Annotated in this window: 25 protein-coding genes, 1 tRNA gene and 1 riboswitch; of the genes, 19 read left to right on the plus strand and 7 right to left on the minus strand. The window is 67.0% G+C overall.

Annotated elements, in window-relative coordinates; all coding sequences use genetic code 11:
- Positions 1–9 precede the first annotated feature (9 nt).
- The 4 genes from HWX14_RS32720 (at position 10) to metF (ending at position 3,765) form a co-directional block, all read left to right on the plus strand.
- The gene (locus HWX14_RS32720; RefSeq protein ID WP_012492271.1) at positions 10–741 is read left to right on the plus strand and encodes an RNA polymerase sigma factor FliA; all 732 of its coding nucleotides are present in this window, start codon (positions 10–12) and stop codon (positions 739–741) included.
- A gap of 125 nt (positions 742–866) precedes the next feature.
- Positions 867–996, plus strand: a riboswitch (S-adenosyl-L-homocysteine riboswitch).
- 32 nt (positions 997–1,028) lie between these two features.
- Positions 1,029–2,447, plus strand: coding sequence for an adenosylhomocysteinase (gene ahcY, locus HWX14_RS32725; protein WP_012327710.1), 1,419 nt, complete (start codon positions 1,029–1,031; stop codon positions 2,445–2,447).
- Between the two features lie 99 nt (positions 2,448–2,546).
- Positions 2,547–2,900, plus strand: a complete 354-nt coding sequence (locus HWX14_RS32730) for a phage holin family protein (RefSeq protein ID WP_006477367.1) — start codon at positions 2,547–2,549, stop codon at positions 2,898–2,900.
- Between the two features lie 34 nt (positions 2,901–2,934).
- On the plus strand, positions 2,935–3,765 hold the full coding sequence (metF, locus tag HWX14_RS32735) for a methylenetetrahydrofolate reductase [NAD(P)H] (protein ID WP_175886304.1): 831 nt from the start codon (positions 2,935–2,937) through the stop codon (positions 3,763–3,765).
- A gap of 109 nt (positions 3,766–3,874) precedes the next feature.
- Here metF and HWX14_RS32740 read toward each other — a convergent pair whose 3' ends face one another.
- A complete protein-coding gene (locus HWX14_RS32740) occupies positions 3,875–5,353 on the minus strand; it encodes an amidase family protein (RefSeq protein WP_175886354.1) in 1,479 nt (492 codons plus the stop codon).
- A gap of 82 nt (positions 5,354–5,435) precedes the next feature.
- Positions 5,436–6,128 (minus strand): dienelactone hydrolase family protein, encoded by a 693-nt coding sequence (locus tag HWX14_RS32745; protein ID WP_175886305.1) that lies wholly within the window; start codon positions 6,126–6,128, stop codon positions 5,436–5,438.
- Positions 6,129–6,350: 222 nt separating this feature from the next.
- On the opposite strand from HWX14_RS32745, the gene HWX14_RS32750 reads away from it, so the two are divergent.
- Entirely contained in the window at positions 6,351–7,433 is a 1,083-nt protein-coding gene (locus HWX14_RS32750) for a nitronate monooxygenase (protein WP_175886306.1), read from the plus strand.
- 437 nt (positions 7,434–7,870) lie between these two features.
- Complete coding sequence (locus HWX14_RS32755) at positions 7,871–9,013, plus strand: branched-chain amino acid ABC transporter substrate-binding protein (protein WP_126359198.1); 1,143 nt, start codon at positions 7,871–7,873, stop codon at positions 9,011–9,013.
- Between the two features lie 100 nt (positions 9,014–9,113).
- On the opposite strand, the gene HWX14_RS32760 is transcribed toward HWX14_RS32755, so the two are convergent.
- Positions 9,114–10,331: an MFS transporter gene (locus HWX14_RS32760; RefSeq protein WP_175886307.1), complete on the minus strand. Its 1,218-nt coding sequence runs from the start codon at positions 10,329–10,331 to the stop codon at positions 9,114–9,116.
- 240 nt (positions 10,332–10,571) lie between these two features.
- On the opposite strand from HWX14_RS32760, the gene HWX14_RS32765 reads away from it, so the two are divergent.
- The 3 genes from HWX14_RS32765 (at position 10,572) to HWX14_RS32775 (ending at position 13,286) form a co-directional block, all read left to right on the plus strand.
- Positions 10,572–11,231, plus strand: coding sequence for a pyridoxamine 5'-phosphate oxidase family protein (locus HWX14_RS32765; protein ID WP_175886308.1), 660 nt, complete (start codon positions 10,572–10,574; stop codon positions 11,229–11,231).
- A gap of 359 nt (positions 11,232–11,590) precedes the next feature.
- The gene (locus tag HWX14_RS32770; RefSeq protein WP_006491875.1) at positions 11,591–11,884 is read left to right on the plus strand and encodes an H-NS histone family protein; all 294 of its coding nucleotides are present in this window, start codon (positions 11,591–11,593) and stop codon (positions 11,882–11,884) included.
- 244 nt (positions 11,885–12,128) lie between these two features.
- Entirely contained in the window at positions 12,129–13,286 is a 1,158-nt protein-coding gene (locus HWX14_RS32775) for a cation diffusion facilitator family transporter (protein WP_175886309.1), read from the plus strand.
- A gap of 51 nt (positions 13,287–13,337) precedes the next feature.
- Here HWX14_RS32775 and HWX14_RS32780 read toward each other — a convergent pair whose 3' ends face one another.
- The 3 genes from HWX14_RS32780 to HWX14_RS32790 all read right to left on the minus strand — a co-directional run bounded on the left by HWX14_RS32780 (position 13,338) and on the right by HWX14_RS32790 (position 15,188).
- Entirely contained in the window at positions 13,338–13,808 is a 471-nt protein-coding gene (locus tag HWX14_RS32780) for an Lrp/AsnC family transcriptional regulator (protein ID WP_006477376.1), read from the minus strand.
- Positions 13,809–13,887: 79 nt separating this feature from the next.
- A complete protein-coding gene (locus HWX14_RS32785; RefSeq protein WP_175886310.1) occupies positions 13,888–14,547 on the minus strand; it encodes an exonuclease in 660 nt (219 codons plus the stop codon).
- On the minus strand, positions 14,544–15,188 hold the full coding sequence (locus HWX14_RS32790; RefSeq protein WP_069232060.1) for an MBL fold metallo-hydrolase: 645 nt from the start codon (positions 15,186–15,188) through the stop codon (positions 14,544–14,546). Before HWX14_RS32790 ends, HWX14_RS32785 begins: the two co-directional genes overlap by 4 nt.
- Before the next feature lie 655 nt (positions 15,189–15,843).
- Between HWX14_RS32790 and HWX14_RS32795 the strand changes: the two genes are divergently transcribed.
- The gene (locus tag HWX14_RS32795) at positions 15,844–16,455 is read left to right on the plus strand and encodes a septal ring lytic transglycosylase RlpA family protein (RefSeq protein ID WP_175886311.1); all 612 of its coding nucleotides are present in this window, start codon (positions 15,844–15,846) and stop codon (positions 16,453–16,455) included.
- Positions 16,456–16,547: 92 nt separating this feature from the next.
- Here the strand turns inward: HWX14_RS32795 and rsmI are convergent, their stop codons facing one another.
- Positions 16,548–17,435: a 16S rRNA (cytidine(1402)-2'-O)-methyltransferase gene (gene rsmI / locus HWX14_RS32800; protein ID WP_175886312.1), complete on the minus strand. Its 888-nt coding sequence runs from the start codon at positions 17,433–17,435 to the stop codon at positions 16,548–16,550.
- Between the two features lie 46 nt (positions 17,436–17,481).
- Here rsmI and HWX14_RS32805 point away from each other — a divergent pair, with 46 nt between their 5' ends.
- From HWX14_RS32805 to HWX14_RS32845, 9 genes are all read left to right on the plus strand, one after another.
- Positions 17,482–17,910 (plus strand): YraN family protein, encoded by a 429-nt coding sequence (locus tag HWX14_RS32805; RefSeq protein ID WP_175886355.1) that lies wholly within the window; start codon positions 17,482–17,484, stop codon positions 17,908–17,910.
- A gap of 136 nt (positions 17,911–18,046) precedes the next feature.
- Positions 18,047–18,631 (plus strand): SIS domain-containing protein, encoded by a 585-nt coding sequence (locus tag HWX14_RS32810; RefSeq protein ID WP_175886313.1) that lies wholly within the window; start codon positions 18,047–18,049, stop codon positions 18,629–18,631.
- 17 nt (positions 18,632–18,648) lie between these two features.
- Positions 18,649–19,449, plus strand: a complete 801-nt coding sequence (locus HWX14_RS32815) for a BON domain-containing protein (protein WP_175886314.1) — start codon at positions 18,649–18,651, stop codon at positions 19,447–19,449.
- A gap of 11 nt (positions 19,450–19,460) precedes the next feature.
- On the plus strand, positions 19,461–19,808 hold the full coding sequence (locus tag HWX14_RS32820; RefSeq protein WP_175886315.1) for a c-type cytochrome: 348 nt from the start codon (positions 19,461–19,463) through the stop codon (positions 19,806–19,808).
- A 67-nt stretch (positions 19,809–19,875) separates the two neighbouring features.
- Positions 19,876–19,951: transfer RNA gene (locus HWX14_RS32825), tRNA-Ala, on the plus strand.
- Positions 19,952–20,094: 143 nt separating this feature from the next.
- Positions 20,095–20,589: a hypothetical protein gene (locus HWX14_RS32830; protein WP_175886316.1), complete on the plus strand. Its 495-nt coding sequence runs from the start codon at positions 20,095–20,097 to the stop codon at positions 20,587–20,589.
- A 113-nt stretch (positions 20,590–20,702) separates the two neighbouring features.
- A complete protein-coding gene (locus HWX14_RS32835; protein ID WP_244130391.1) occupies positions 20,703–21,344 on the plus strand; it encodes a PspA/IM30 family protein in 642 nt (213 codons plus the stop codon).
- A 48-nt stretch (positions 21,345–21,392) separates the two neighbouring features.
- The gene (locus HWX14_RS32840; protein ID WP_279611854.1) at positions 21,393–22,037 is read left to right on the plus strand and encodes a YqiJ family protein; all 645 of its coding nucleotides are present in this window, start codon (positions 21,393–21,395) and stop codon (positions 22,035–22,037) included.
- A gap of 180 nt (positions 22,038–22,217) precedes the next feature.
- Entirely contained in the window at positions 22,218–23,879 is a 1,662-nt protein-coding gene (locus tag HWX14_RS32845; protein WP_244130393.1) for a flotillin family protein, read from the plus strand.
- Positions 23,880–24,042 lie beyond the last annotated feature (163 nt).

A 24,042-nucleotide genomic window follows, 5' to 3' on the forward strand; every position in this document is an offset into this window, starting at 1 on the left:
AGAGCCACGATGTACAACGCTCAAGGAAAGATGTCCCAGGCCGACGTGCTCGCGCAATACGCGCCGCTCGTGCGCCGCCTCGGGCTGCAGCTCGTCGCGAAGATGCCGGCGAGCGTCGATCTCGACGACCTGATCCAGGCCGGCATGATCGGCCTGATGGACGCGGCCGGCCGCTACAAGGAAGACCAGGGCGCGCAGTTCGAGACCTACGCGACGCAGCGCATTCGCGGCGCGATGCTCGACGAGCTGCGCAGCAACGACTGGCTGCCGCGCAGCCTGCGCAAGACGTCGCGCGAGGTCGAGCACGCGGTGCACCAGGTCGAGCAGCACCTCGGCCGCTCGGCGAGCGAGACCGAGATCGCGCAGCACCTGAACATGCCGCTCGACGAATACCAGGGGATGCTGCAGGACCTGCACGGCAGCCAGCTGATCTACTACGAGGATTTCGACCGCGCGGCCGACGACGAACCGTTCCTCGACCGCTATCGCGTCGATCACGCCGATCCGTTGTCGGCGCTGCTCGACGAGCACCTGCGCGAGGCGCTCGTCGAGGCGATCGAGCGGCTGCCGGAGCGCGAGAAGCTCTTGATGTCGCTGTACTACGAACGGGGTCTGAATCTGCGCGAGATCGGCGCGGTGCTCGAGGTGAGCGAATCGCGCGTGTGCCAGCTGCACAGCCAGGCCGTCGCGCGCCTGCGCGCGCGGCTGCGCGAACAGGCGTGGGTCGGCGCGGAGTCCTGACCCCGAAGTCCCGACCCTTCGGCCACGGCTGCGCGCGCCGGCGCCGCACGCCCGTGCCGCTGGTGCGCTGTCCTTGCGCGCCGTGCTTGCGCATTTCACGCGCCGATTTGCTACAATCCCCTCCGTTTTCCGAGGAGCGTTGCGACGGACCATCTGCGTCCGCCAGGCTCGGAAGGCTTCACCAAGCAGCCGTGCGGCGAGACAGACGTTTCGCGTTTCGCGCCGGCCCCGCTTCCTGAACGGCGCTCACGTCACCAATCTAGAAACTTTTTAGAAAGGAGGGCGTGATGAACGCCATTATCGATTCCAAGGCTTCCCACGATTACGTCGTCGCCGACATGGCGCTGGCCGGCTGGGGCCGCAAGGAACTCAACATCGCCGAGACCGAAATGCCGGGCCTCGTGCAGATCCGCGACGAATACAAGGCGCAGCAGCCGCTGAAGGGCGCGCGCATTGCCGGTTCGCTGCACATGACGATCCAGACGGGCGTGCTGATCGAGACGCTGAAGGCGCTTGGCGCCGATGTTCGCTGGGCGTCGTGCAACATCTTCTCGACCCAGGATCACGCAGCGGCCGCGATCGTCGAAGCCGGCACGCCGGTGTTCGCGTTCAAGGGCGAATCGCTCGACGAATACTGGGAGTTCTCGCACCGCATCTTCGAATGGCCGAACGGCGAATTCGCGAACATGATCCTGGACGACGGCGGCGACGCAACGCTGCTGCTGATCCTCGGCTCGAAGGCCGAGAAGGACCGTTCGGTGATCGCGAAGCCGACCAACGAGGAAGAAGTCGCGCTGTACAAGTCGATCGCCGCGCACCTCGACGTCGACGCGAACTGGTACTCGAAGCGCCTCGCGCACATCAAGGGCGTGACCGAAGAAACCACGACCGGCGTGCACCGCCTGTACCAGATGGAAAAGGACGGCCGCCTGCCGTTCCCGGCGTTCAACGTGAACGATTCGGTCACGAAGTCGAAGTTCGACAACCTGTACGGCTGCCGCGAGTCGCTCGTCGACGGCATCAAGCGCGCGACCGACGTGATGATCGCGGGCAAGGTCGCGGTCGTCGCGGGCTACGGCGACGTGGGCAAGGGTTGCGCGCAGTCGCTGCGCGGCCTGGGCGCGACCGTGTGGGTCACCGAAATCGATCCGATCTGCGCGCTGCAGGCGGCGATGGAAGGCTACCGCGTCGTGACGATGGAATACGCGGCGGACAAGGCCGACATCTTCGTGACGGCGACCGGCAACTACCACGTGATCAACCACGATCACATGAAGGCGATGCGTCACAACGCGATCGTCTGCAACATCGGCCACTTCGACTCGGAAATCGACGTCGCGTCGACGCGCCAGTACCAGTGGGAAAACATCAAGCCGCAGGTCGACCACATCATCTTCCCGGACGGCAAGCGCGTGATCCTGCTGGCCGAAGGCCGCCTCGTGAACCTCGGCTGCGCGACCGGCCACCCGTCGTTCGTGATGTCGAACTCGTTCGCGAACCAGACGCTCGCGCAGATCGAGCTGTTCACGCGCGGCGAGCAGTACGAGAACAAGGTGTACGTGCTGCCGAAGCATCTCGATGAAAAGGTCGCGCGCCTGCACCTGGCGCGCATCGGCGCGAACCTGTCGGTGCTGTCGGACGAGCAGGCTTCGTACATCGGCGTGCAGAAGGACGGCCCGTTCAAGCCGAACCACTACCGCTACTGATGTACTGATGCGCTGCCGCCGCGCCGCGCGCCCGTTGCGGGCGCACGGCGCGGCGGCGCTCACCGATCGTACCGATCGACAACCGAACCGGAGCCCTCCATGAGCGTCATCCTCACCTGGGTCATCAACGCGCTGGCGCTGCTGATCATCACGTACCTCGTGCCGTCGATCCACATCAAGAGCTTCGGCACCGCGCTGATCATCGCGGTCGTGCTCGGCCTGATCAACACGGTGATCCGTCCGGTGCTGATCCTGCTGACGCTGCCCGTGACGATCGTCACGCTCGGGGTGTTCATCCTCGTCGTGAACGCGCTGTGCTTCTGGTTCGCGTCGTCGCTGCTGAAGGGCTTCGAGGTGTCGGGGTTCTGGTCCGCGTTCTTCGGTTCGATCCTGTACAGCATCGTGTCGTGGCTGCTGTCCGCCCTGATCTTCGGCCAGCGCGACATCGGCTGAGGGCGAGCGGGCGCAGGCCCAACCCCATCGAATCATGAAACCGATCGAACTCTCGTTTGAATTCTTCCCGCCGAAGACGGCGGACGGCGTCGAAAAGCTGCGCGCCACGCGTGCGCAGCTGCTGCCGCTGAAGCCGAAATTCGTCTCCGTGACGTTCGGCGCCGGCGGCTCGACGCAGCAGGGCACGCTCGATACGGTGCTCGACATGCAGAAGGACGGCCTCGAGGCCGCGCCGCACCTGTCGTGCATCGGCTCGTCGCGCGACAGCCTGCGCGCGATCCTCGACCAGTACCGCTCGCACGGCATCCGGCACATCGTCGCGCTGCGCGGCGACCTGCCGTCGGGGATGGGCGAGGTCGGCGAGCTGCGCTACGCGTCCGAGCTCGTCAGCTTCATCCGCGCCGAGCATGGCGACTGGTTCCACATCGAGGTCGCCGGCTACCCGGAGTACCACCCGCAATCGCGCTCGCCGAAGGCCGATCTCGAGAATTTCGCGCGCAAGGTGAAAGCCGGCGCGAATTCCGCGATCACGCAGTACTTCTTCAACGCGGATGCGTATTTCCGCTTCGTCGACGATGCGCGCAAGCTGGGGGTGGACGTGCCGATCGTGCCGGGCATCATGCCGATCACGAACTTCTCGCAGCTGATGCGCTTCTCCGAGATGTGCGGCGCCGAAGTGCCGCGCTGGGTCGCGCGCCGGCTCGAGAGCTTCGGCGACGATCGCGATTCGATCCGCGCGTTCGGCGCGGACGTCGTCACGAACCTGTGCCAGCGCCTGATCGACGCGGGCGTGCCGGGGCTGCATTTCTACACGCTGAACCTGGCGACCGCCACGCGGACGATCTGCGAACGGCTCGCGGTGTAACGAGCGCCGTCACGCGGTTGCATGCGTGAAAGCCCCGCCGGGTTGCGCCGGCGGGGCTTTTTTATCGTGACGCGCCGCGCATGCCGCGAGGCGGAAACGGCCGCGCGCGTCAGCGCTGCGCCTGCATCAGCGGCGGGCGGCGGTCGAACCACGGCCGCGCCTGTTCGAGCTGCCGCGCGAGCCGGAGCAGCAACGCTTCGTCCGCGTGGCGCGCGGCGAACTGCACGCCGATCGGCAGCCCGCGCGCATTCCAGTACAGCGGCACCGACATCGCCGGCTGGCCGGTCAGGTTGAACAGCTCGGTGCAGCCGGCCCATGCGAACGCCTTCTCCGACGACTTCGCGAGCATCTCCTTCAGCAGCGGCTTCACCGGCAGCGCAGAGACGAGCTTCATCTGCGCGGATTCGAACGGCGTCGGCTGCAATTCGCCGATCTTCACCGGCGGCCCGGCGAGCGACGCGCACAGGATCGCGTCGTAACGCGACACGAGGCCGGCGACCTGCACGGTGAGCTGGCGCTGCCATTCGAGCACGTCGGGCAGGCGCGTGCGCGCGAGCCGGCGGCCGACCACCGCCATCGCCCACGTCGCGGCCTCGAATTCGCCGCGCCGCGGCGTGCGGCCCGTCAGTGCGCGCGCGCCGAGCACCATCTCCTCGGCGATCGTCGCCCATAGCGTCAGGAAGGTTTCGGCCGCGCGTGCGTAGTCGATGGGCAGCGTCGCCGGCTCGACGTGATGGCCGAGCGATTCGAGCAGCGCGGCCGCGTCGTCGAGCGCCGCGCGCGTGTCGTCGGCGAGCGCCGGCGCGAGCATCGGATCGACGACGAGGCCGATCCGCAGCGGGCCGGGCGGCGTGTCGAGCGCGCCGAGAAAGGTGCCGGGCGCGCCCGGCGGCAGCGTCTGGCCGGTCGTCACGTCGAGCAGCAGCGCACTGTCGCGCACGCTGCGCGACACCGCGTGCTGGACGACGAGTTCGCCGTTCGACGGCAGGTCGACCAGCACCGGGTTGCGGCTCGGCTTCAGGCCGAACAGCCCGCAGCACGACGCCGGAATGCGGATCGAGCCGCCGCCGTCGGACGCATGCGCGAGCGGCACGATGCCGGCCGCGACGGCCGCCGCCGCGCCGCCGCTCGACCCGCCGGGCGTGTGATCGAGATTCCACGGGTTGCGGCACGCGCCGAACAGTTCCGGTTCCGTGTACGGCATCTGGCCGATCTCGGACGTGTTGGTCTTGCCGAATACGTTCAGGCCCGCCGCGCGGCTGCGCGCGATCACCGGCGAATCGTCGGCCGGCACGAAGTAACGATAGTGCCGGCTGCCCATCGACAGCGGCAGCCCGGCGACCGCCGCGCCGAGATCCTTGACGAGATAGGGCACGCCCGCGAACGGCGCATCGGCGCCCGGTTCGGGCGCGGCCGCCGCGCGCGCGCGCGCGGCTTCGTAGTCCTGCAGCACGATCGCGTTGATCGCGCCGTTGACCGCTTCGGCCTGGCCGATCGCGGCGTCGAGCAGCTCGCGCGGGCTGGCGTGGCGGTCGCGCACGAGCGCGGCGAGGCCGATGGCATCATGCGCGAGATAGTCCGAGTGCATCGCGGTCACCCCCGTTGTGACTCGTGGCGATGGTGCGAGCATAACGCGGGGCCGGCGTGGCCGGCCCGCGGCCGGGCGTTTTTTAGAGGTGCTCGGCGAGGAAGGTCAGCGTGCGGCCGTGCGCGAGCGCCGCGGCGCGCTGGTTGTACGACGCGCGGTCCGTGCAGTTGAAGCCGTGCTCGGCGCCCGCGTACACGTGGAACGACGCATCGCCGTGGCCGGCGAACGCGGCCTTCACCTGGTCGACGGCGGTGAGCGGAATGCCGTGGTCGTTTTCCGCGTAGTGGAACAGGATCGGCTGCGTGATCTGGCCGGCGAGGTCGAGCGCGTTCTGGATGCCGCCGCCGTAATACGACACCGCGGCATCGAGCTTGCCGCTTGCCGCCGCGCGGTACGCGAGCTGGCCGCCGAAGCAGTAGCCGATCGCGGCGAGCTTGCCGGCCACCTCGGGGCGTGCGCGCAACGCGTCGGCCGCCGCGCCGATGTCCGCGACCGCGAGACCCACGTCGGTCTTCTTCATCAGCTCGATGCCCTTGTCGCGATCCGCGCCTTCGTAGGTCAGTTCGACGCGCGGCTGCGTGCGCCAGAACACGTCCGGCGCGAGCGCGACGAAGCCGTCGGCCGCGTACTGGTCGGCGACCGCACGGATGTGCGCGTTCACGCCGAAGATCTCCTGGATGATGATGACGGCAGGGCCCTTGCCGCGCTTGGGCAGTGCGAGATAGCCGCCGAAGCTGTCGTTACCGGTCGGAATGTCGATCCATTGGGCAGTCACGTTCTGAACTCCTGGCGTGCGGGGTGCGCGAGGCGCCCCGGGGGTGAAAGAGGGCGGCCTAGTGTGCCACCAATCGCCCGGTGCTGCAGCGCACGTGGGCGCTTCTCGCGCAGCGATCGTTTCGATCTCGATTATTCATTTTTCGGCGCCGCGCGGCTTCGATAAAGTCGATGTGTCGGCCTTTACAAAGCGCTTTCGCGCATCGTCATCGAAGGATTCGCCATGTCCGCCCGCTCGTTTTCCACGCCCTTTTCCGAACGCTTCGGCCTGCGCCTGCCGCTCGTGCAGGCGCCGATGGTCGGCGCGACCACGGCCGCGATGGCCGCGGCCGCGTCGAATGCCGGTGCGCTCGGCAGCTTCGGCGCCGGCGCGCTCGCGCCCGAACGTATCGAGGCCGAGGTCGCCGCGATCCGCGCGGCGACCGATCGCCCGTTCGCGATCAACCTGTTCGTGTTGCCCGATGACGCCGCGCCGGACGCGGCGACCGTCGCGCGCGCACTCGCGGCGATCGCCCCGCTGCATGCCGCGCTCGGCCTGCCGCCGGGCACGGCGCCCGCGCGCTACGCGCCCGATTTCCGCGCGCAGCTCGATGCGCTCGTCGCGCTGCGCGTGCCGGTCGCGAGCTTCACGTTCGGCGTGCTCGACGCGGCCGACGTCGCCCGCCTGCATGCCGCCGGCACCTATGTGATCGGCACCGCGACGCACGTGGCCGAAGGGCTCGCGTGGCAGGCGGCCGGCGCTGACGCGATCTCCGCGCAGGGCGCCGAGGCGGGCGGCCATCGCGGCACCTTCATCGGTTCCGTGGACGATGCGCTGATCGGCACGCTCGCGCTCGTCCCGCAGCTCGTCGACGCGACGGGCCTGCCCGTGCTGGCCGCGGGCGGCATCATGGACGGCCGCGGCATCGCGGCCGCGCTCGCGCTCGGCGCGCAGGCCGCGCAACTCGGCACCGCGTTCCTCACGTGCGCGGAAAGCGCGATCGCCGCGGACTGGAAGGCGCGCCTGCTCGCGAGCACCGACACGTCGACGCAGGTCACGCGCGCGATCACCGGCCGTCATGCACGCGGGCTGCGCAACATGCTGATGGCGCGGCTCGGCGAGCACGTGGCCGACGTCCCGCCGTATCCGGTGCAGAACGCGCTGACCCAGCCGCTGCGCCAGGCGGCCGCGCGCGCGAACGACGGCGACTATCTGTCGCTGTGGGCCGGCCAGGGCGCGCCGCTCGCGCGGCGGCGCGGCGATGCGCTGACGACGTCGCAACTCGTCGCCGCGCTCGACGCGGAATGGCGCGCATCGGCGGCCTGAACGCGGCTTCGACCGTCACGACCATTGATATCCGACGACGAAACGCGCGTGTTGTCACGCGCGTTTCATTCAATGATCCCGGGCACAAAATACCGAATCGAAATGCCCCGGGAATGGATTGAAACGACCTTTCGACAGACCGCCAGGAATTAGCGGAAACCCTTATCCGTCGGGGCTTGCAGCGCTATTCGAGTCATCCTTCCAAAGCGCGTATATCGGTAGTGTCACCACTATCCTAAAAAAGTCCCACAAATTAATTTGATCGCCTACACTTGCGCGCAAGTACGAGCGGGCGGCTGCTAAAAGCGGCGGTTTTCACGTGCTTGAGGCCAAGTGCATGAACGATGCAACCGGCGAATCGTCCAGTGATTGCAAACACGGGGATGGCAGCGGGGCACCGGGCGATGGCGTTTTTTGGGACCGAACTGGAGACTTACATGAATATCAAGATGCAAAAGCTGTTGCCGATCACCGCAGCGGCGATGCTGTGCGCTGCAGCTGCAAGCAACGCGTCCGCCGATCAAGTCGTCAAGATCGGCCACGTCGCGCCGTTGACGGGCGGCATTGCACACCTGGGCAAGGACAACGAAAACGGCGCGCGTCTCGCAGTCGAGGAGATCAACGCGAAGGGTCTCACGATCGGCGGCCAGAAGATCACGCTGCAACTCGATCCGCAGGATGACGCGGCCGACCCGCGGCAGGCGACGCAGGTTGCGCAGAAGCTCGTCGACGACAAGGTCGTCGCGGTGGTCGGCCACCTGAACTCGGGCACGTCGATCCCGGCCTCGAAGATCTACAGCGATGCGGGCATCGTGCAGATCTCGCCGTCGGCGACCAACCCGGCCTACACGCAGCAAGGCTTCAAGACCACGTACCGCGTGGTGGCGACCGATGCGCAGCAGGGCCCGGCACTGGCGAACTACGCGCACTCGAAGGGCATCAAGAGCGTGGCGGTGGTCGACGATTCGACCGCGTACGGCCAGGGTCTCGCGAACGAGTTCGAGAAGAAGGCGAAGGCGCTCGGCCTGAAGGTGATGTCGCATGACGCGACGAACGACAAGGCGGTCGACTTCCGCGCAATTCTGACGAAGATCAAGGGCGAGAACCCCGACGCGATCATGTACGGCGGCATGGACGCCACCGGCGGCCCGTTCGCGAAACAGGCGAAGCAGCTCGGCCTGCGCGCGAAGATCTTCGCGGGCGACGGCGTGTGCACGGAAAAGCTGGCCGACCTGGCCGGCGACGCGACCGACAACATCGTGTGCTCGGAAGCCGGTGCCTCGCTCGAGAAGATGCCGGGCGGCGGCGCGTTCAAGGCGAAGTACGAGAAGCGCTTCGGCCAGCCGATCCAGATCTACGCACCGTTCACGTATGACGCCGTGTACATCATCGCCGACGCGATGAAGCGCGCGAACTCGACGGACCCGGAGAAGATCCTCGCGGCGATGCCGGCGACGAAGTACACGGGCGTGATCGGCACGACGACCTTCGACTCGAAGGGCGACCTGCAGCACGGCGTGATTTCGCTGTACAACTACAAGAGCGGCAAGAAGTCGCTGCTCGACGAAGTGAAGATGTAACGCAATAAAGCGGTCGGCTAGCGGTCGACAGGAGGGTGAAAGCGCGCATGCGGCAACGCATGCGCGCTTTCTTTTTGGGCCGGCGCGCGCGGCCGCGCGGTCAGATCTTCAGGTGCGCGAGCACCTTCGGCGCGACGAGCGCGACGAGCGCCGCGCACAGCGCGACGACCGACAGGCCGACCGTCAGGTTCGCGGCCTGCGCGACCGCGCCGATCACGACCGGACCGAACAGCAGTCCGAAATACGCGAGCCCGGCCACGTGCGCGAGCCCTTCGGCCGCGTGGATGCCCTTCACGCGCGCGGCGGCCGCGAACAGCACGGGCATCATGTTGGCCAGCCCGAGCCCCATCAGCGTGAAGCCGGTCAGCACCGCGACCGGCTTCGGCAGCAGCAGCGCGCCGATCATCCCCGCGCAGGCGAGCGACGCGCTCGCGAGCACGAGCTGCGGCGCGCCGAAGCGGGCGCGCACCGCGTCGCCCGCGAAGCGCGCGACGGCCATCCCGCCGGAGAACGCCGCGTACGCGGCGCTCGCGAGCGCGGGGCTCGCCGCGACGACGTCGCGCATGTAGACCGTCGCCCAGTCGTACATCGCGCCTTCGGCGATCAGCGCGATCAGCGCGATGCCGCCGAGCATCCACAACGCGGGCGAGCGCCAGCGGTTGCCGCCGCCGTGCGCCTGTTCGTGGTGCGGCACGTGCGGCAGCACGGCCGGGCTTGCGGCCACGAGCACCGCGGCGCTCGCCGCCGCCGCGAGCGCGAGATGCGCGGCCGGCGCCATGCCGGCCGACAGCAGCGCGCCGCCGGCCGCCGCGCCCCCCATCCCGCCGAGGCTGAACATCCCGTGCAGCGACGACATGATCGGCTTGCCGAGCGCGATTTCGACCGCGCTGGCCTCGGCGTTCATCGCGACGTCGAGCGTCGCCATCGAGAAGCCGAACAGCGCGAGCACCGCGAGCAGCATCCAGTAGTCGGGCACGACGAGGATCAGCGCCGCGCACGCGGACATCACGAGCCCGCCGGCGACGCACGCGGTGCGCGAGCCGACGCGCGCGATCCAGCGCGCGATGGTCAGCATCGCGGCGATCGACCCGCCGGCGACCGCGAACAGCGCGATCGACAGCAGTCCGGGGCTCAGCGCGAACTTGTCGCGCACGGTCGGCACGTGCACGCCCCACGACGCGTACATCATGCCGGCGACGAAGAACAGCGCCATCGACGCCGTGCGCGCACGCTGGCGGGCCGGCAGCGGCAGCACGCGATGCGCGTCGGGCGGCGCGGCGAACGGGGACGACGATTCGGGGGAGGAGGATTCGGACACGGGAAGGCTCGTCAGGAAAATGCGCGGGCGCACACGGCGCCCGTCGGATTTGTCCGATTCTATCGAACCGCTTACGTTCTTGCCGGGCGCCGGCCGTTCGGCCGATGCGCGGGCGATCGGGGCATCCCGCCGCCGCGGCCCGGTGCCGCATTGGCCGTTTGGCCGATGCACGGCGTGCGGCGCCCGCGGGTAACATCGAAACCCTGGCCGACGCGCCGCCTTTCGACCGCAGGAGTCTCCTTGAACATCGATCCCGCCTTCGCGCTGCATCTGCTGCACCGCTGCGCGCTCGGCACGCTTGCCACCCATACGCGCGAACCGCAGGGCTTCCCGTATCCGACGGTCGTGCCGTTCGCACCCGATGCAAGCCATCGGCCCGTGATCCTGGTGAGCGGCCTGGCCGAGCACACGCGCAATCTCGCCGCCGATCCGCGCGCGGGTTTCCTCGTCGTCGATGCGAGCGACGGCGATGTCCTCGACGCCGAGCGCGCGACGCTGCTGGGCCGGTTCGTGCCGCTCGGCGACGATCCGCACGTCACCGCGCGTTACCTGCGCTACGAGCCGGACGCCGCGCGCTATCTCGCGCTCGGCGATTTCGGGTTCTGGGCGCTGGAGATCGAGCGGCTGCGCTATATCGCCGGGTTCGGGCGAATGGGCTGGGTCGACGGCACGCAGCTCGATGCGCTGCCGCCGCTCGCGTTCGACGAAGAACGGGCGCTGTGGGAGGCCTACGAGGCGGGCGACGCACGCCGCGACGGGCTCGACCTGCTCGGCGTCGATCGCCATGGCGCGGACTGGCGATGTGGCGACCGCCGCGTGCGCACGCCGTTCGACGCGCCGTCGGCCGATACCGCTGTGCTGCGCGAGCGGCTGCTCGCCTGTGCGAAGGATGTGACGTGACGTCACGGGTCAGGGATTTGTCCGTTTAGCAAACCGCGTCATGTGGTTTTCGCAAAACTGTCGTCCGATGAAAGCTTTGATTTTTTCGAATGCGGGTAATTGCGTATGTTGATAGACCGAATAGCCAATCGCTAATGTCCTAATCTCTATGCAAGCGCGTAAAAATTTGAGAAAAGGCCGCGGCCGGTCAAAATGACACGTGCGAATTACAATTGACCTCGGGATTTTCATGAATCTCGCTTCTATCAAATCTTTTTTGTGCTAATCTCTGCCTTCGAAAATCCGAGGCACATATATTTCATGAATGGTGAGCTGGCTGCAGACCGGCGCCATTGGTCAGATAGATAGAAAGGGAAACTATGTCTTCTTACAAGGACCTGCTGGCCCAGCGGGAGAAGCTGGAGAAGCAAATCGAAGAAGCGAAGTCGCGTGAATACGCTGAAGTGCTGAATGACGTGAAGCAGAAAATTGCCGACTACGGCTTTTCGCTCGCCGAACTCGGCCTCAGCCGCGCGAAGGCCGGCAAGGTCGGTCGTCCGCGCGCAGGCGTGGCGGCCAAATACCGCGATCCGGAAACGGGCGCGACGTGGTCGGGTCGTGGCAAGCCGCCGCGCTGGATCGCCGGCAAGAACCGCGAACAGTTTGCGATTTAAACGTTCGTTTAGGTTGTCCGCTCTTCGAAAGAGCCGCGTGTCCGTCGAGGAGCGCGGCTTTTTTGTTTTCGGGACACCGGCGGGCCCATCCGCGATGTCATGAAAGTGTAAGAATGGGCGTGTGAATGAAAATGCGACACGTTCGTATAAGCGATTGATTTAAATGAGAAATTTGTGGATATTGGAAGGGCTTGCGGGGCGCCTTTGATAGAATTGGGTACCACACACCGATATCTCATATTTCATGTCCACGTTTTCCGGCGACGCGCAGAGCGCAGATAAGCACGCCGTTGCGCGCAAGAGCACGCTCGTCAGTATTGTCCTCAATGTCGTGCTTGCGACATTTCAGATCGCCGTCGGCGTGATTGCGCATTCGCAGGCATTGATTGCCGACGGTGTGCATTCGATTTCCGATTTGATCTCGGATTTTGTCGTCCTGGTTGCGAATCGGCATAGCGGCGCATCGCCGGATGCCGACCACAATTACGGCCATAGCCGCTACGAGACGGTCGCGTCGCTGTTTCTCGGCGCGATCCTGATAGCAGTCGGTATCGGCATGCTCTGGCGTGCCGGCGACCGCCTCGTTAATCTCGAAAACATTCCGGCCGTGCATTTCTCCGCGCTGCTCGTTGCGCTCACCGTGCTCGTGTCGAAGGAAGCGCTGTTTCGCTACATGCTGCGCGAAGCGCGGCGCGTGCGCTCGGCGATGCTCGTCGCCAACGCGTGGCATGCGCGTTCGGATGCCGCGTCGTCGCTCGTCGTCGCAATCGGCATCGTCGGCAGCCTGGCCGGCGTGCGGCTGCTCGACCCGATCGCAGCGGCGATCGTCGGCTTCATGGTCGCGCGCATGGGCTGGACGTTCGGCTATGACGCGTTGCAGGACCTCTCCGACCGCGCGCTCGATACGGCCGACACGGCCGAGATCCGCGCGCTGCTCGTCGCGACGCCCGGCGTGCGCGACGTGCATGACCTGCGCACGCGCAAGATGGGCGATGCCGCGCTCGTCGATGCGCACATCCTCGTCGATCCGAAGATCTCCGTCTCCGAAGGGCATTACATCGCCGAGACCGCGCGGGCGCGCGTGCTGTCCGACCCGCGCGTGCTCGATGCGCTGATCCATGTCGACCCGGAGAACGACGCGGCGCGCCGTCCGGCGCTCGCGCTGCCGCCGCGCGGCGAGCTGGCGGCCCGCCTCGAGGCCGCGCTCGCGCAGCGCGGGCTGCGCGCGGCGGCGATCAACCTGCATTACCTGAGTACGGGGCTCGAGGTCGACGTGACGCTCGACAGCGATCCGCGCGACACCGATGCGGCGCTGGCCGGCCGGCTCGACATCGACACGCTGAAGCGCGAGTTCGGCGCGCGCCGGATCGGCTTCACGCGCACGTTGCCCGTGCAGACGTAATCGGCAACCGCCAACCGCGAACGCGGCCCGTCGCTGGGGCAGGCGCGCGCGTTACAGCGGCAGTTGCGTGTCGAACTTGATTTCGCGCAGCACGACGCTCGTGCGCACCTGCGACACGGCCGGGATCTTGAAGATGCGTTCGTGCAGGAACACGTCGTAGGCCTTGATGTCCGGCGCGACGATCTTGAGGATGTAATCGGCCTCGCCGGTCGTGCTGTAGCACTCGGTGACTTCCGGGCAGGTCGCGATCTCGCGCTCGAACTGCTCGACGCCGCCTTCGTTGTGGCGCGTCAGGTGCACGTGCGCGAGCGCGCAGACGTGCAGGCCGAGCTTCTCGCGATCGAGCAGCGCCGTGTAGCGCTGGATCACGCCCGACTGTTCCATGTCCTTGATGCGGCGCCAGCACGGCGTGCTCGACAGCCCGACCTGGTCGGAGATTTCCTGAACGGAACGGCGCGCGTCGAGCTGCAACAGGCGAAGGATTTTTTGCGAAAAGGAATCGAGCGTCACCTGTGCCTCCATGCGGCAGCTACAACACGCTGAATGTTAGAGGGCCGGGAAAGGAAAGGCAATCTGGCGACGCGCCGTTGAGCGAGATTCGCTAATTTGCTCGCGGATCCGTGGGATTTTGTCCTGCCCCCGCGCTGTCCGACCGATCGGTATCCGATACGGCGAGGCCCGCGAGCGCGGCCTGCTGACGGCGCAGGTCGGCGAGCATGTTGCAGAACAGCGCGCCTTGCTCGATCGCGTCGTCGAGCGCGACGTGCGTGTGCGGATGGTCGTCGAACCAGTGCTTCGGAAAGCGCGGCTTGATCGCCTTGCGGTACGGCAGGCCCGTCATCGCGAACGCGAGCGTCTTGATGTCGAGCGCCGACCACGAGAACGGGCAGCGCCCGGCGAACCGCATCATGTACCAGAACATGAACGTGAAATCGAAGCCGGCCGGCATCGCGACGAACACCGGCTTGCCGGGCAGCGCCTCGACCCATTCGACGTAGGCGACCAGCGCCGCCTCGGGCGCTTGCAGATCGCGCCGGCAGGCGGCCCAGGCTTCGGGCTCGGTCTTCCACCACGCTTCCTGCACCGGGTGGGCGCTGGCGCCGGGCAGCGTCTCGAGGTTCGCCGAGAACGTCGCGATCAGCTGCTTGTCCTCGGTGTAGGCGGCCGACGCGAAGCTCAGCATCGAGTGCGGGCCGGGGATCGGGCCGTCGGCTTCGACGTCGGTGCTGACGTAAATTTCCGGGATGGCGGTCTGGTTCATCCGAATACCTTGTCGGACACGAACGGGTTCGTGCGGCGCTCGTCGCCGAACGTCGACACCGGCCCGTGACCGGGCACGAACGTGACGTCGTCGCCGAGCGGCCACAGCTTTTCCTTGATCGAACGGACGAGATCCTCGTGATTGCCGCGCGGGAAATCGGTGCGGCCGATCGAGCCCGCGAACAGCACGTCGCCGACGATCGCGACGCGATGCGCGCGGCTGAAGAACACGACGTGGCCGGGCGTGTGGCCCGGGCAGTGATAGACCTCGAGCGTCTCGTCGCCGAACCGCACGGTGTCGCCGTCGTTCAGCCACTGGTCGGGCTCGAAGACGTCGGCGGCCGGAAAGCCGAAGCGCTCGCTCTGCATCGGCAGCTTCTCGATCCAGAAGCGCTCTTCTTCCTGCGGCCCCTCGATCGGCACGCCGTAGTGCGTCGCGAGCGTCTTCGCGCCCGCGCAGTGGTCGATGTGCCCGTGCGTGAGCAGCACCTTCTCGACCTGCACGTTCTGCCGCGCGACTTCCTGTTCGATCCGGTCGAGGTCGCCGCCCGGATCGACGACGGCGGCGCGGCCCGTCTTCTCGCAGACGAGCAGCGAGCAGTTCTGCTGGAACGGCGTGACCGGAATGAGCGTGACTTTCATGGGGGCACCGGCGGCTAAAAGGAGCGATTGTACCGGTCGCGCGCGTGGCCTGCCGCGCGTGCGATGCATGCCGCGGCGCGCTGGTGAGGGCATTCCCGGAGCATGCCGATTGTTACAGCCATAGAGAGAATCAATGGTGCGCCGGGGGTGCTTTTCGAGACAAGGTTTTGATTTATGTATAATGCGCTCCATTGCACGTGAATTTCACGCAATTCGCTGGTGTTTCGGCCCCGTTAAACGAGGCGTCCGATTCACCGTCAAGCATCAGCCGCCGGGGAGTCCGGCGGTGTATCCAGCACCGAGCAGTCGGTGCTCACGTCTTGTCCGGCCGGGTGCTGCGCGCCCGCCTGCGGCCCTGCTGCCGCGCCGCCGGATGAGGCCTGTGCCGCCGTTCCTGTGCGTTGGTCGTAGCGACGCGCGCGAACGTGAAGCCATGTTCGATGGCGGCATGTGGGGTCTGGTCAGGCTGTTGGGGACAGGTTGCGCCAGACGTGAAAGCTAATCAGGACGGTTGCGGCCTAGACGAACGCCGCGCCCATGCTAGCCGCCTGCTCGCATTCGAGCGGGGCGTGCACGCATTTGCCGTCCGGGCCGTATCTCTGCGTTGTGAAGCAGCGTTGTATCGATGCGGCCCGAACCACAAGGCGACACGTCGATGAATTTACGTTTTCCGAGCCGATTCGGAACCATTGCATTGTTTTTTGCGCTGACGGGCTGTGCGGTGCCATCCAGCCAGACCACCGGCAGCGTGAGCCAGAAGAAGGCGGTCGACAAGACCGCCGCCGCCGCGAAGGCGGACGACGACAAGCAGCCGCTCAGTTTCGATTCCGCGCTGGCGTCGATGCCGGCTGCCGACAGCAAGGACGCGAAGAAGTCGTCGCTGGCGGACGCCGAGCCGATCGACGGCAAGGATGTGTCCGAGTTCCGCCAGAACGGCCGCGCATCGTGGTACGGGCGGGATTTCCACGGCCGCCGCACCGCGAACGGCGAGCGCTTCAACATGAACGCGTTCACCGCCGCGCACCGCACGCTGCCGCTGTCGTCGTACATCAAGGTGACGAACGCCTCGACCGGCAAGTGGGTCGTCGTGAAGGTCAACGATCGCGGGCCGTTCAAGCGCGGCCGCGTGCTCGACCTGTCGTATGCGGCGGCCAAGGTGATCGGCCTCGTGCACGCCGGCACGGGCCGCGTGAAGATCGAAGGGCTGTCGCCGCAGGAAGCGCGCGAGGCGCGCGACGAAATGTTCGCGTCGATCTCGGCGAAGTAACGCGGCGCAATACCCCGGGCGGATGCTCCGCTCATGCGCAAAGGGCTGCCTTCCGGCAGCCCTTTGTCGTTTCCGTGCGGCGGTGTCGCGCGTCAGCCTTCCTTGGCTTCCTTCAGCGCGAGCGCACGCGCATACAGCGTGTTGCGCGATGCGCCCGTCAGCGCGGCCGCGAGCTTGGCCGCGCTCTTCACCGGCACCTCTTCGAGCAGCAGCCTGAGCAGCGCGTCGTGCGCGGTGTCGTCGGCTTCGCCGCTTGCCGCCGGCGCGCCTTCGACGACCAGCACGAACTCGCCGCGCTGCCGGTTCGCATCGCCGGCGAGCCAGCTCTGTCCTTCGGCCAGGGTGCCCTGGAACAACTGCTCGTGTAGCTTGGTGAGCTCGCGCGCGATCAGCAGCCGGCGCGCGGGGCCGAACGCGTCGGCGAGCGCGGCGACGGTTTCTTCGATCCGGTGCGGCGCTTCGTAGAACACCAGCGCGTACGGGTGCGACGCCAGCGCCTGCAGCGCGGTCGCGCGCTGTTTCGCCTTCGGCGGCAGGAAGCCTGCGAACGTGAACGCGCCGGCCCAGTCGCCGGCCACGCTCAGTGCGGTCACGGCCGCGCTCGCGCCAGGCAGCGGAACCACCGCGAAGCCGGCCGCGCGCACGGCGTCGACGAGCCGCGCGCCGGGGTCGGAGATGCCGGGCGTGCCGGCGTCCGATACATAGGCCACGCGTTCGCCGCCGCGCAGCAGTTCGATCACGCGCTGCGCGGCTTCGCGTTCGTTGTGCTCGTGCACGGCGACGAGCGGCTTCGAGATCCCGTAGCGGGCGAGCAGCTGGCCGGTGTTGCGGGTGTCTTCGGCCGCGATGCGGTCGGCGAGGCCGAGCACGTGCAGCGCGCGCAGCGTGATGTCGGCCGTATTGCCGATCGGCGTGGCGACCACGTAGAGCGTGGCGTCCGGGTAGTGCTGCGTATGCGCGAGTTCGAGGAGGGCAGTCATGGCAGGCAATGCACGCAATCGCGGCACGAGCGGAACAAGGACGGCATTGTGCCACGCGGCGCCGGCCCGGCCGGAGGGTGCGCGCGATCGGCCGCATTCGGGCGACAACTTTTCCGGCGCGGCGCGATCCAAGCCGGTCGGCGCGGCGTTCGAGCAGCGTGCGCGGCAGTTTCTCGAGCGTCATGGCCTCGGGTTCGTCGCGGCGAACGTGACGATGCGCGGCGGCGAGCTCGATCTCGTGATGCGCGAGCCCGACGGCATGCTCGTGTTCGTCGAAGTGCGCGCGCGGCGCAGCACCCGGCACGGCGGCGCGGCCGCGAGCGTCGGCTGGCGCAAGCGGCGGCGTCTGGTCGCGGCCGCACTGCAGTTCTGGTCGCGGCACGGCGCCGGCGCCGCGTGCCGTTTCGACGTCGTCGCGTTCGAGGCCGGACGGCTTGCGTGGTTGCGCGATGCATTTCGTACCGACGATGCGTAGCCGCGAGCTGTGACGAGATGTAAAGAGTTCTTGCCGGACCCCCGGAGAGGGCGCCGGAGTACGGTAAACTCGCCGCACCCACGATGTCGCGCGAGTGGTGCCACGTTGTGCCACGCGCCCAGTTCACCAGGAATCGATGTCAGTCGAACGTATTCAGCAACAATTCCGCGACAGCGCCGCGCTTCACGCCGAAGCGGCCGACGCGCTGTCGCTGCCGATCGCAGCCGCGGTCGATGCGATGTTCGCCGCACTGGCGAACGGCAACAAGATCGTCGCGTGCGGTGACGGCCCGTCGTCCGCCGCCGCGCAGTATCTCGCGGCGTCGCTCGTCGGCGGTTTCGAGCGCGAGCGTCCGGGCCTGCCCGCGATCGCGCTGGCCACCGACGCGTCGCAGGCCGGCCTCGCGGGCGCGGCGGCCGCCGAGCAGTTGTTCGCGCAGCAGGTGCGCGTGCTGGGCCAGACCGGCGACATCCTGCTGGTGCTCGACGCGCTCGGCGCGTCGCCGCGCGTGCTCGCGGCGATCGACGAGGCGCACGAGCGCGAGATGACCGTCGTTGCATTGACGGGCGGCAGCGACCACACGGTCGCGGCCGCGCTGTCCGATACCGATATTCCGATCAGCGTGCCCGCCGTTCGCGCGGCGCGCATCCACGAAGTCCATCTGCTGACCATCCACTGCCTGTGCGACGGCATCGACGCGATGCTGCTGGGTGAGGATTGAACGAAGGAGAGCCGTCGATGAATCAAAGCCGCGTCAAACAGACGCTCGTCAGAACCACGCTGCTCGCCGCGCTGACGGCGGGCCTCGCCGTGTCGCTGCAGGGTTGTGTGCTCGGGGTCGTGGGCGCAGCGGCCGGCGGCGGCGCGCTGATCGCGACCGATCGGCGTACGCTCGGCGCGCAGACGGAAGATCGCGAGATCCAGGTCAAGTCGCTCACGCAGATCAACAACGGGCTGCCGGATCAGTCGCACGTGAACGTGACGGTGTTCAACCGCCGCGTGCTGCTGACGGGCGAAGTGCCGAACGATGCATCGAAGCAGCGCGCCGAGGAAATCGTGCGCGGTATCAACAACGTGAACGGCATCGTCAACGAGCTGTCGGTCGGGCCGGCGTCGTCGCTGTCGTCGCGCGCGAACGACTCGTACCTCGAAGGGCGCGTGAAGTCGGAGCTGATCGCGACGAAGGGCATCTCGTCGAACTACTACAAGGTCGTCAGCGAACGCGGCAATCTTTACCTGATGGGCCTCGTGACGGTGGACGAAGGCAATCGCGGCGCGGAAGCCGCGAGCCAGGTGCCGGGCGTCGAGAAGGTCGTGAAGGTGTTCCAGTACGTGAAGCCGCAGGACGCGCAGGCGCTGCAGGACGCGTCGCCCGCAAGCGGCGCATCCGGCGCGCAGGCGGCTGCCGCACCGGCAGACAGCGCGACGGTCGGCGCGGTACCCGACGCGTCGGTGCAGTCCGCGCCGCTGCAGCCGCCCGCGCCGATCTCGAATTCGTCGAACGTGCATCCGGGCAATCCGAAGGCGAAGGCGCAATAACGGGCAGGCAGATGAAGCAGATGAAACGATGGATGGTGCAGGGCGCCGCGGCCGCGGCGCTCGCGGCCGGCACGCTGGGCGCCGCGCACGCGGACGTCGGCGACGGCCTGAAGGTCGCGCGCAGCAACGCGTGCATGGGCTGCCACGCGGTCGACCGCAAGCTCGTCGGCCCGTCGTTCAAGGATATCGCCGCGCGCTACCAGTCCGATCCGCAGGCCGTCACGAAGCTGTCGAAGAAGGTGAAGGACGGTGGCTCGGGTGTCTGGGGCGCGATTCCGATGCCCGCGCATCCGCGCATGAGCGACGCCGACGTCCGGTCGGTGGTCGAATGGGTGCTGGCCGGCGCGCCGTCGAAGTAAGGTTTCAGGGGCGATTCAACCCCCTATTGCCAAGCGCAGAAATGCGTGTGTATGATGCTTGACTGATGGGGCGGTAGCTCAGCTGGGAGAGCGTCGCGTTCGCAATGCGAAGGTCGGGAGTTCGATCCTCCTCCGCTCCACCAACGGAATTTGAAAGGCCTGATCGCGAGATCAGGCCTTTTTGTTTTTGACGCGCCAGATTCCCGGATTTATCTCGAAATACAAACGTATACATTTGCATACGGACGCACTATGCTTTGAGCAAGCGACTCGAAGGATGAACGTCATGCAAACCGTATCGGTAAGAATTCCGGAGGACGATCTCGCGTGGCTGGTCGAACTGCAATTGCCGGATGCGACGAGCCCCAGCGACAAGATTCGCGCGCTGATTGCCGACGCGCGCCGCCGAGTCAAGGGCGCCCATGATTTCGTCCGATGCGCCGCGCTGTTCAGGGAGCAGGTGCGGCCGGTGCTCGACGCGATCGACGCGTACGAACACGCCACGCATCACCGCTCTGAAATTGTGACGCTGCTCGCGTCGCAACTCCCGGAACTCATGGCCAGCCTTGTGACGGCGGCGCCACCGGGCAAGCCGATCGGCGAAGCCGCTGCCGAGCTCGAAGCGCGGCTGACCGCGAAGAGCATGCGCCTGCTGCTCGGCCTGCTTCGTCTTGCCGTAACCGGCAATCCTCCCGCCTATCATCCGGCCGTGCTCGATGCGTACGTGCACGAGGTCAAGGAATTGGCGAATCTCATTCAACCGGCTCAGGCCAATCCGTAATCGGCCCGCGAATCCGGCGTCTGGCGGCTGGCCCGCTTGAATCCCTGAAGGAGTGACACGTCGTGACGACAGAACATTTCGGTATCCGAGTCAAAAGGTTGCTGACTGCAAACGTGCATGCTTTGATCGGTTCGCTCGAAAGCCGCATGCCGCAAGCCATCCTCGAGCAGTACCTGCGCGAATTCGACGAGGTGATCGCACAAGCGCGGGTTGCGCTGGGGCGGCACGAAGCGGCACGGCACCAGGCGGCCAAGGCGATCGCGCGCATCAACAACGAGATAGAGCGGTTGAACGACCTGCTTGGCACCGCGCTGGCCCGCAACGACGATGCGGCCGTGCGTGCCGGCGCGGAGCGGCAGATCGAGCTCGAGGATCAGCTCGGCGTGCTCCAGCAATCGCTTCACGAGGCGAGCGAGCGCGCGCAGGCAGCCGAGGCCGACCTGCTGGGCCTGCGCGCGAAACGCGTGGAGATGGAAGCGGGGCTGCGCGAACTGATCGCGGCGCGTACGGCCCGTGACGGCGAGCGTCCGGCGGAAGGCGCCGCGAGCGCCGATCCGCGGGCGGAGCAGCTCGAACAGGGTTTCAACCGGACGATGGCCGGCGCGACCGGCACGGCAGGGTTGGGCACCAGCCCCTCGTCGGCGGACCCGTCGCTGCTGTATCGTCTGGAAACGCTGCACAAGGAGCAACGAATCGAGGAACGAGTCGCCCGCCTGAAGTCACGATCGGGAACGTTGGCGGACGACATGTCGTGATGATTCGCTCCCGAACCTGAGAGCAAGACAACAATGACTTCTTCACTGATGCTGCCGGGCAATGCACCGTTCGTCGTCGCGATCGGGTTGATGATCGTCATCGGCGTGCTGGAATGTGTGTCGATGCTGATGGGGCTGAGCCTGACCGAGCATGCAGGCAACCTGCTCGTCATGCATTTCGGGCTCGACCACGCGGACGCCGGCCCCGATGCCGGCGTCTTCGGCCAGTTTCTCGGCTGGCTGCATGTGGGCCGGGTTCCGCTGCTGATCCTGCTGATCCTCTTCCTGCTCGGCTTTTCGGTGGTCGGGCTCGCCTTGCAGACCTCGCTGCAGGCGTTGGCCGGCTTCATGATGCCCACGGCGCTGGCCGTAGGGCTGTCCGCGGTCGCGGCACTGCCGTTCGTCCGCCACACCGGCAAGTTCGTCGCTCATTTTCTCCCGCAAAGCGAAACGACGGCGGTGTCCGAAGCCGATTTCATCGGCCGTACGGCGCGGATCGTCACGGGCGAAGCGTCGTTCGGCAATCCGGCCGAAGCGCGGCTCGTCGACGAGCACGGTCAGCAGCACTACGTCCGGGTGGAGCCGGACGAGGCCGGACGGACGTTCGCGAAAGGCACGACGGTCCTGCTCGTGTCACGCGTTTCGGGTTCGCGCTATCACGCCATCGAAAATCCCCGGCCCGAATTGCTCTGAATCCCGTTTCACCAGCCGGCCGCCGTTCCGGGCGACGCGGGTTGGCGCACGTTGCTGTCACCATCCGTACACAGGAGTCGAACAAACATCATGATGAATGCACTCTCATTCTGGGGCGCTGTCGCATTGGCAGTGGTGGTGGGTATCTGCGTGATCGGCATGATATTCGCGCGTCTTTACGTGCGAGCATCCGCAGAGCGCGCGTTTGTCCGTACCGGTCTCGGCGGACAGAAGGTGATCATGAGCGGCGGCGCGGTGGTGCTGCCGGTGTTTCACGAGGTGATCCCGATCAACATGAACACGCTGAAGCTCGAAGTGAGCCGGGCGACGCGTGACAGCCTGATCACGAAGGACCGGATGCGTGTCGACGTGGTCGTGGCGTTCTTCGTGCGGGTCGCGCCGACCGAAGAGGGCGTGTCGACTGCGGCGCAGACGCTGGGTCAGCGCACGCTTGCACCGGAAAACCTGCGTGCCCTCGTCGATGACAAGTTCGTCGATGCGCTGCGCTCGACTGCGGCGCAGATGACGATGCAGGATCTGCAGGACGCCCGCGAAAAATTCGTGCAGGGCGTGCAGAACACGGTCGCGGAAGACCTGACGAAGAACGGGCTGGAGCTGGAAAGCGTGTCGCTGACCAATTTCAACCAGACGTCGAAGGAATACTTCGATCCGAACAACGCGTTCGACGCGGAAGGCCTGACGAAGCTCACGCAGGAAACCGAGCGGCGCCGCAAGGAGCGCAACGAGGTCGAGCAGGACACCGAGGTGGCCGTGCGTGAAAAGAACCGTGACGCGCTGTCCCGCAAGCTCGAGATCGACCAGCAGGAAGCGTTCATGAAGCTCGAGCAGGAGCAGCAGGTCAAGACGCGCACGGCCGAGCAGAACGCGCGGATCGCCGCGTACGAGGCCGAGCGGCACCAGGAGGCCGAGCAGAGCCGGATCGGCGCCGAGCGGCAGATCCAGGAATCCGAGATCGAGCGCGAGCAGGCGGTGCGCACCCGCAAGGTGGAGGCGGAGCGCGAGGTGCGCGTGAAGGAGATCGAACAGACGCGCGTCACGCAGATGGCGGCGATCGAGCAGGCGAAAGTGACCGAAATCGCGCAGCAGGAAAAGGCTATCGTGATCGCAGAGAAGTCCGAGGCACAGTCCCAGGCGCAGGCGCGCGCGAGCGAGTCGCTCGCGGATGCGGTGCGGGCCGAGCAGCAGGTCGAGACGACGCGCCGCACCGCGGAAGCCGATCGGGCGAAGCAGGTCGCGCTGATCGAGGCGGCGCAGGAGGCGGAAACGCAAGCCGTCCACATCACGACGCAGGCACGGGCGGAACGCGATGCGGCCCAGATGCAGGCGGCCGCGATGGTCGAGCTGGCCGAGGCGGCGCGCAAGAAGGGGCTCGCCGAAGCGGAAGCGCAACGTGCGCTGAACGACGCGATCAACGCACTGTCGTCCGACCAGACGAGCCTCAAGTTCAAGCTGGCGCTGCTGCAGGCCCTGCCGGCCGTGATCCAGCAGACGGTCGAGCCGATGAAGGCGATCGACGGCATCAAGATCATCCAGGTCGACGGGCTCAACCGCGGCGGTAGCGCCGTGGACGGCGCTGCGCCTCCTGCGAACGGTAGCAATCTGGCCGAGCAGGCGATGTCGGCGGCGTTGTCCTATCGCGCACATGCGCCGTTGATCGATTCGCTGCTCGGTGAGATCGGGTTGTCCGGCGGCTCGCTGCAAGGGCTGGTGCCGGGTGTCGGAACGGAGATGGCGGCACCGCTGCACGCACCGGCACCCGCACCGATCACCGTCCACTCGGTCGGCGGTGCATTACCCAAAGCCGACGGCGCAGTGGTTTAACGCGTGGGGTATGGGGCACGCCGTCCCCGCCCGGTAGCAGCGGGTTGGATGCAGATGGCGCAGCGTGATGAAGCATCGTCGCGCATGCCTTGAGTTCCCGCCGGCGCCGGACAGGCCCGATCGAGCGATCGGGCCTGTTTGGTTTCAGGGCCCGTCCGCGACG

The organism is Burkholderia sp. BCC0044 (assembly GCF_902832955.1).
Taxonomy (GTDB): domain Bacteria; phylum Pseudomonadota; class Gammaproteobacteria; order Burkholderiales; family Burkholderiaceae; genus Burkholderia.

Bases quoted from the DNA above. Each gene is read 5' to 3' on its own strand.
- HWX14_RS32755 (WP_126359198.1), top strand. From the start codon at position 7,871: ATGAATATCAAGATGCAAAAGCTGTTGCCGATCACCGCAGCGGCGATG.
- HWX14_RS32785 (WP_175886310.1), bottom strand. From the start codon at position 14,547: ATGAACCAGACCGCCATCCCGGAAATTTACGTCAGCACCGACGTCGAA.
- HWX14_RS32815 (WP_175886314.1), top strand. From the start codon at position 18,649: ATGAATCAAAGCCGCGTCAAACAGACGCTCGTCAGAACCACGCTGCTC.
- HWX14_RS32740 (WP_175886354.1), bottom strand. From the start codon at position 5,353: ATGCACTCGGACTATCTCGCGCATGATGCCATCGGCCTCGCCGCGCTC.
- HWX14_RS32810 (WP_175886313.1), top strand. From the start codon at position 18,047: ATGTCAGTCGAACGTATTCAGCAACAATTCCGCGACAGCGCCGCGCTT.
- metF (WP_175886304.1), top strand. From the start codon at position 2,935: ATGAAACCGATCGAACTCTCGTTTGAATTCTTCCCGCCGAAGACGGCG.
- HWX14_RS32780 (WP_006477376.1), bottom strand. From the start codon at position 13,808: ATGGAGGCACAGGTGACGCTCGATTCCTTTTCGCAAAAAATCCTTCGC.
- HWX14_RS32795 (WP_175886311.1), top strand. From the start codon at position 15,844: ATGAATTTACGTTTTCCGAGCCGATTCGGAACCATTGCATTGTTTTTT.
- HWX14_RS32840 (WP_279611854.1), top strand. From the start codon at position 21,393: ATGCTGCCGGGCAATGCACCGTTCGTCGTCGCGATCGGGTTGATGATC.
- HWX14_RS32790 (WP_069232060.1), bottom strand. From the start codon at position 15,188: ATGAAAGTCACGCTCATTCCGGTCACGCCGTTCCAGCAGAACTGCTCG.
- HWX14_RS32820 (WP_175886315.1), top strand. From the start codon at position 19,461: ATGAAGCAGATGAAACGATGGATGGTGCAGGGCGCCGCGGCCGCGGCG.
- HWX14_RS32720 (WP_012492271.1), top strand. From the start codon at position 10: ATGTACAACGCTCAAGGAAAGATGTCCCAGGCCGACGTGCTCGCGCAA.
- HWX14_RS32830 (WP_175886316.1), top strand. From the start codon at position 20,095: ATGCAAACCGTATCGGTAAGAATTCCGGAGGACGATCTCGCGTGGCTG.
- HWX14_RS32750 (WP_175886306.1), top strand. From the start codon at position 6,351: ATGTCCGCCCGCTCGTTTTCCACGCCCTTTTCCGAACGCTTCGGCCTG.
- ahcY (WP_012327710.1), top strand. From the start codon at position 1,029: ATGAACGCCATTATCGATTCCAAGGCTTCCCACGATTACGTCGTCGCC.
- HWX14_RS32775 (WP_175886309.1), top strand. From the start codon at position 12,129: ATGTCCACGTTTTCCGGCGACGCGCAGAGCGCAGATAAGCACGCCGTT.
- HWX14_RS32770 (WP_006491875.1), top strand. From the start codon at position 11,591: ATGTCTTCTTACAAGGACCTGCTGGCCCAGCGGGAGAAGCTGGAGAAG.
- HWX14_RS32730 (WP_006477367.1), top strand. From the start codon at position 2,547: ATGAGCGTCATCCTCACCTGGGTCATCAACGCGCTGGCGCTGCTGATC.
- rsmI (WP_175886312.1), bottom strand. From the start codon at position 17,435: ATGACTGCCCTCCTCGAACTCGCGCATACGCAGCACTACCCGGACGCC.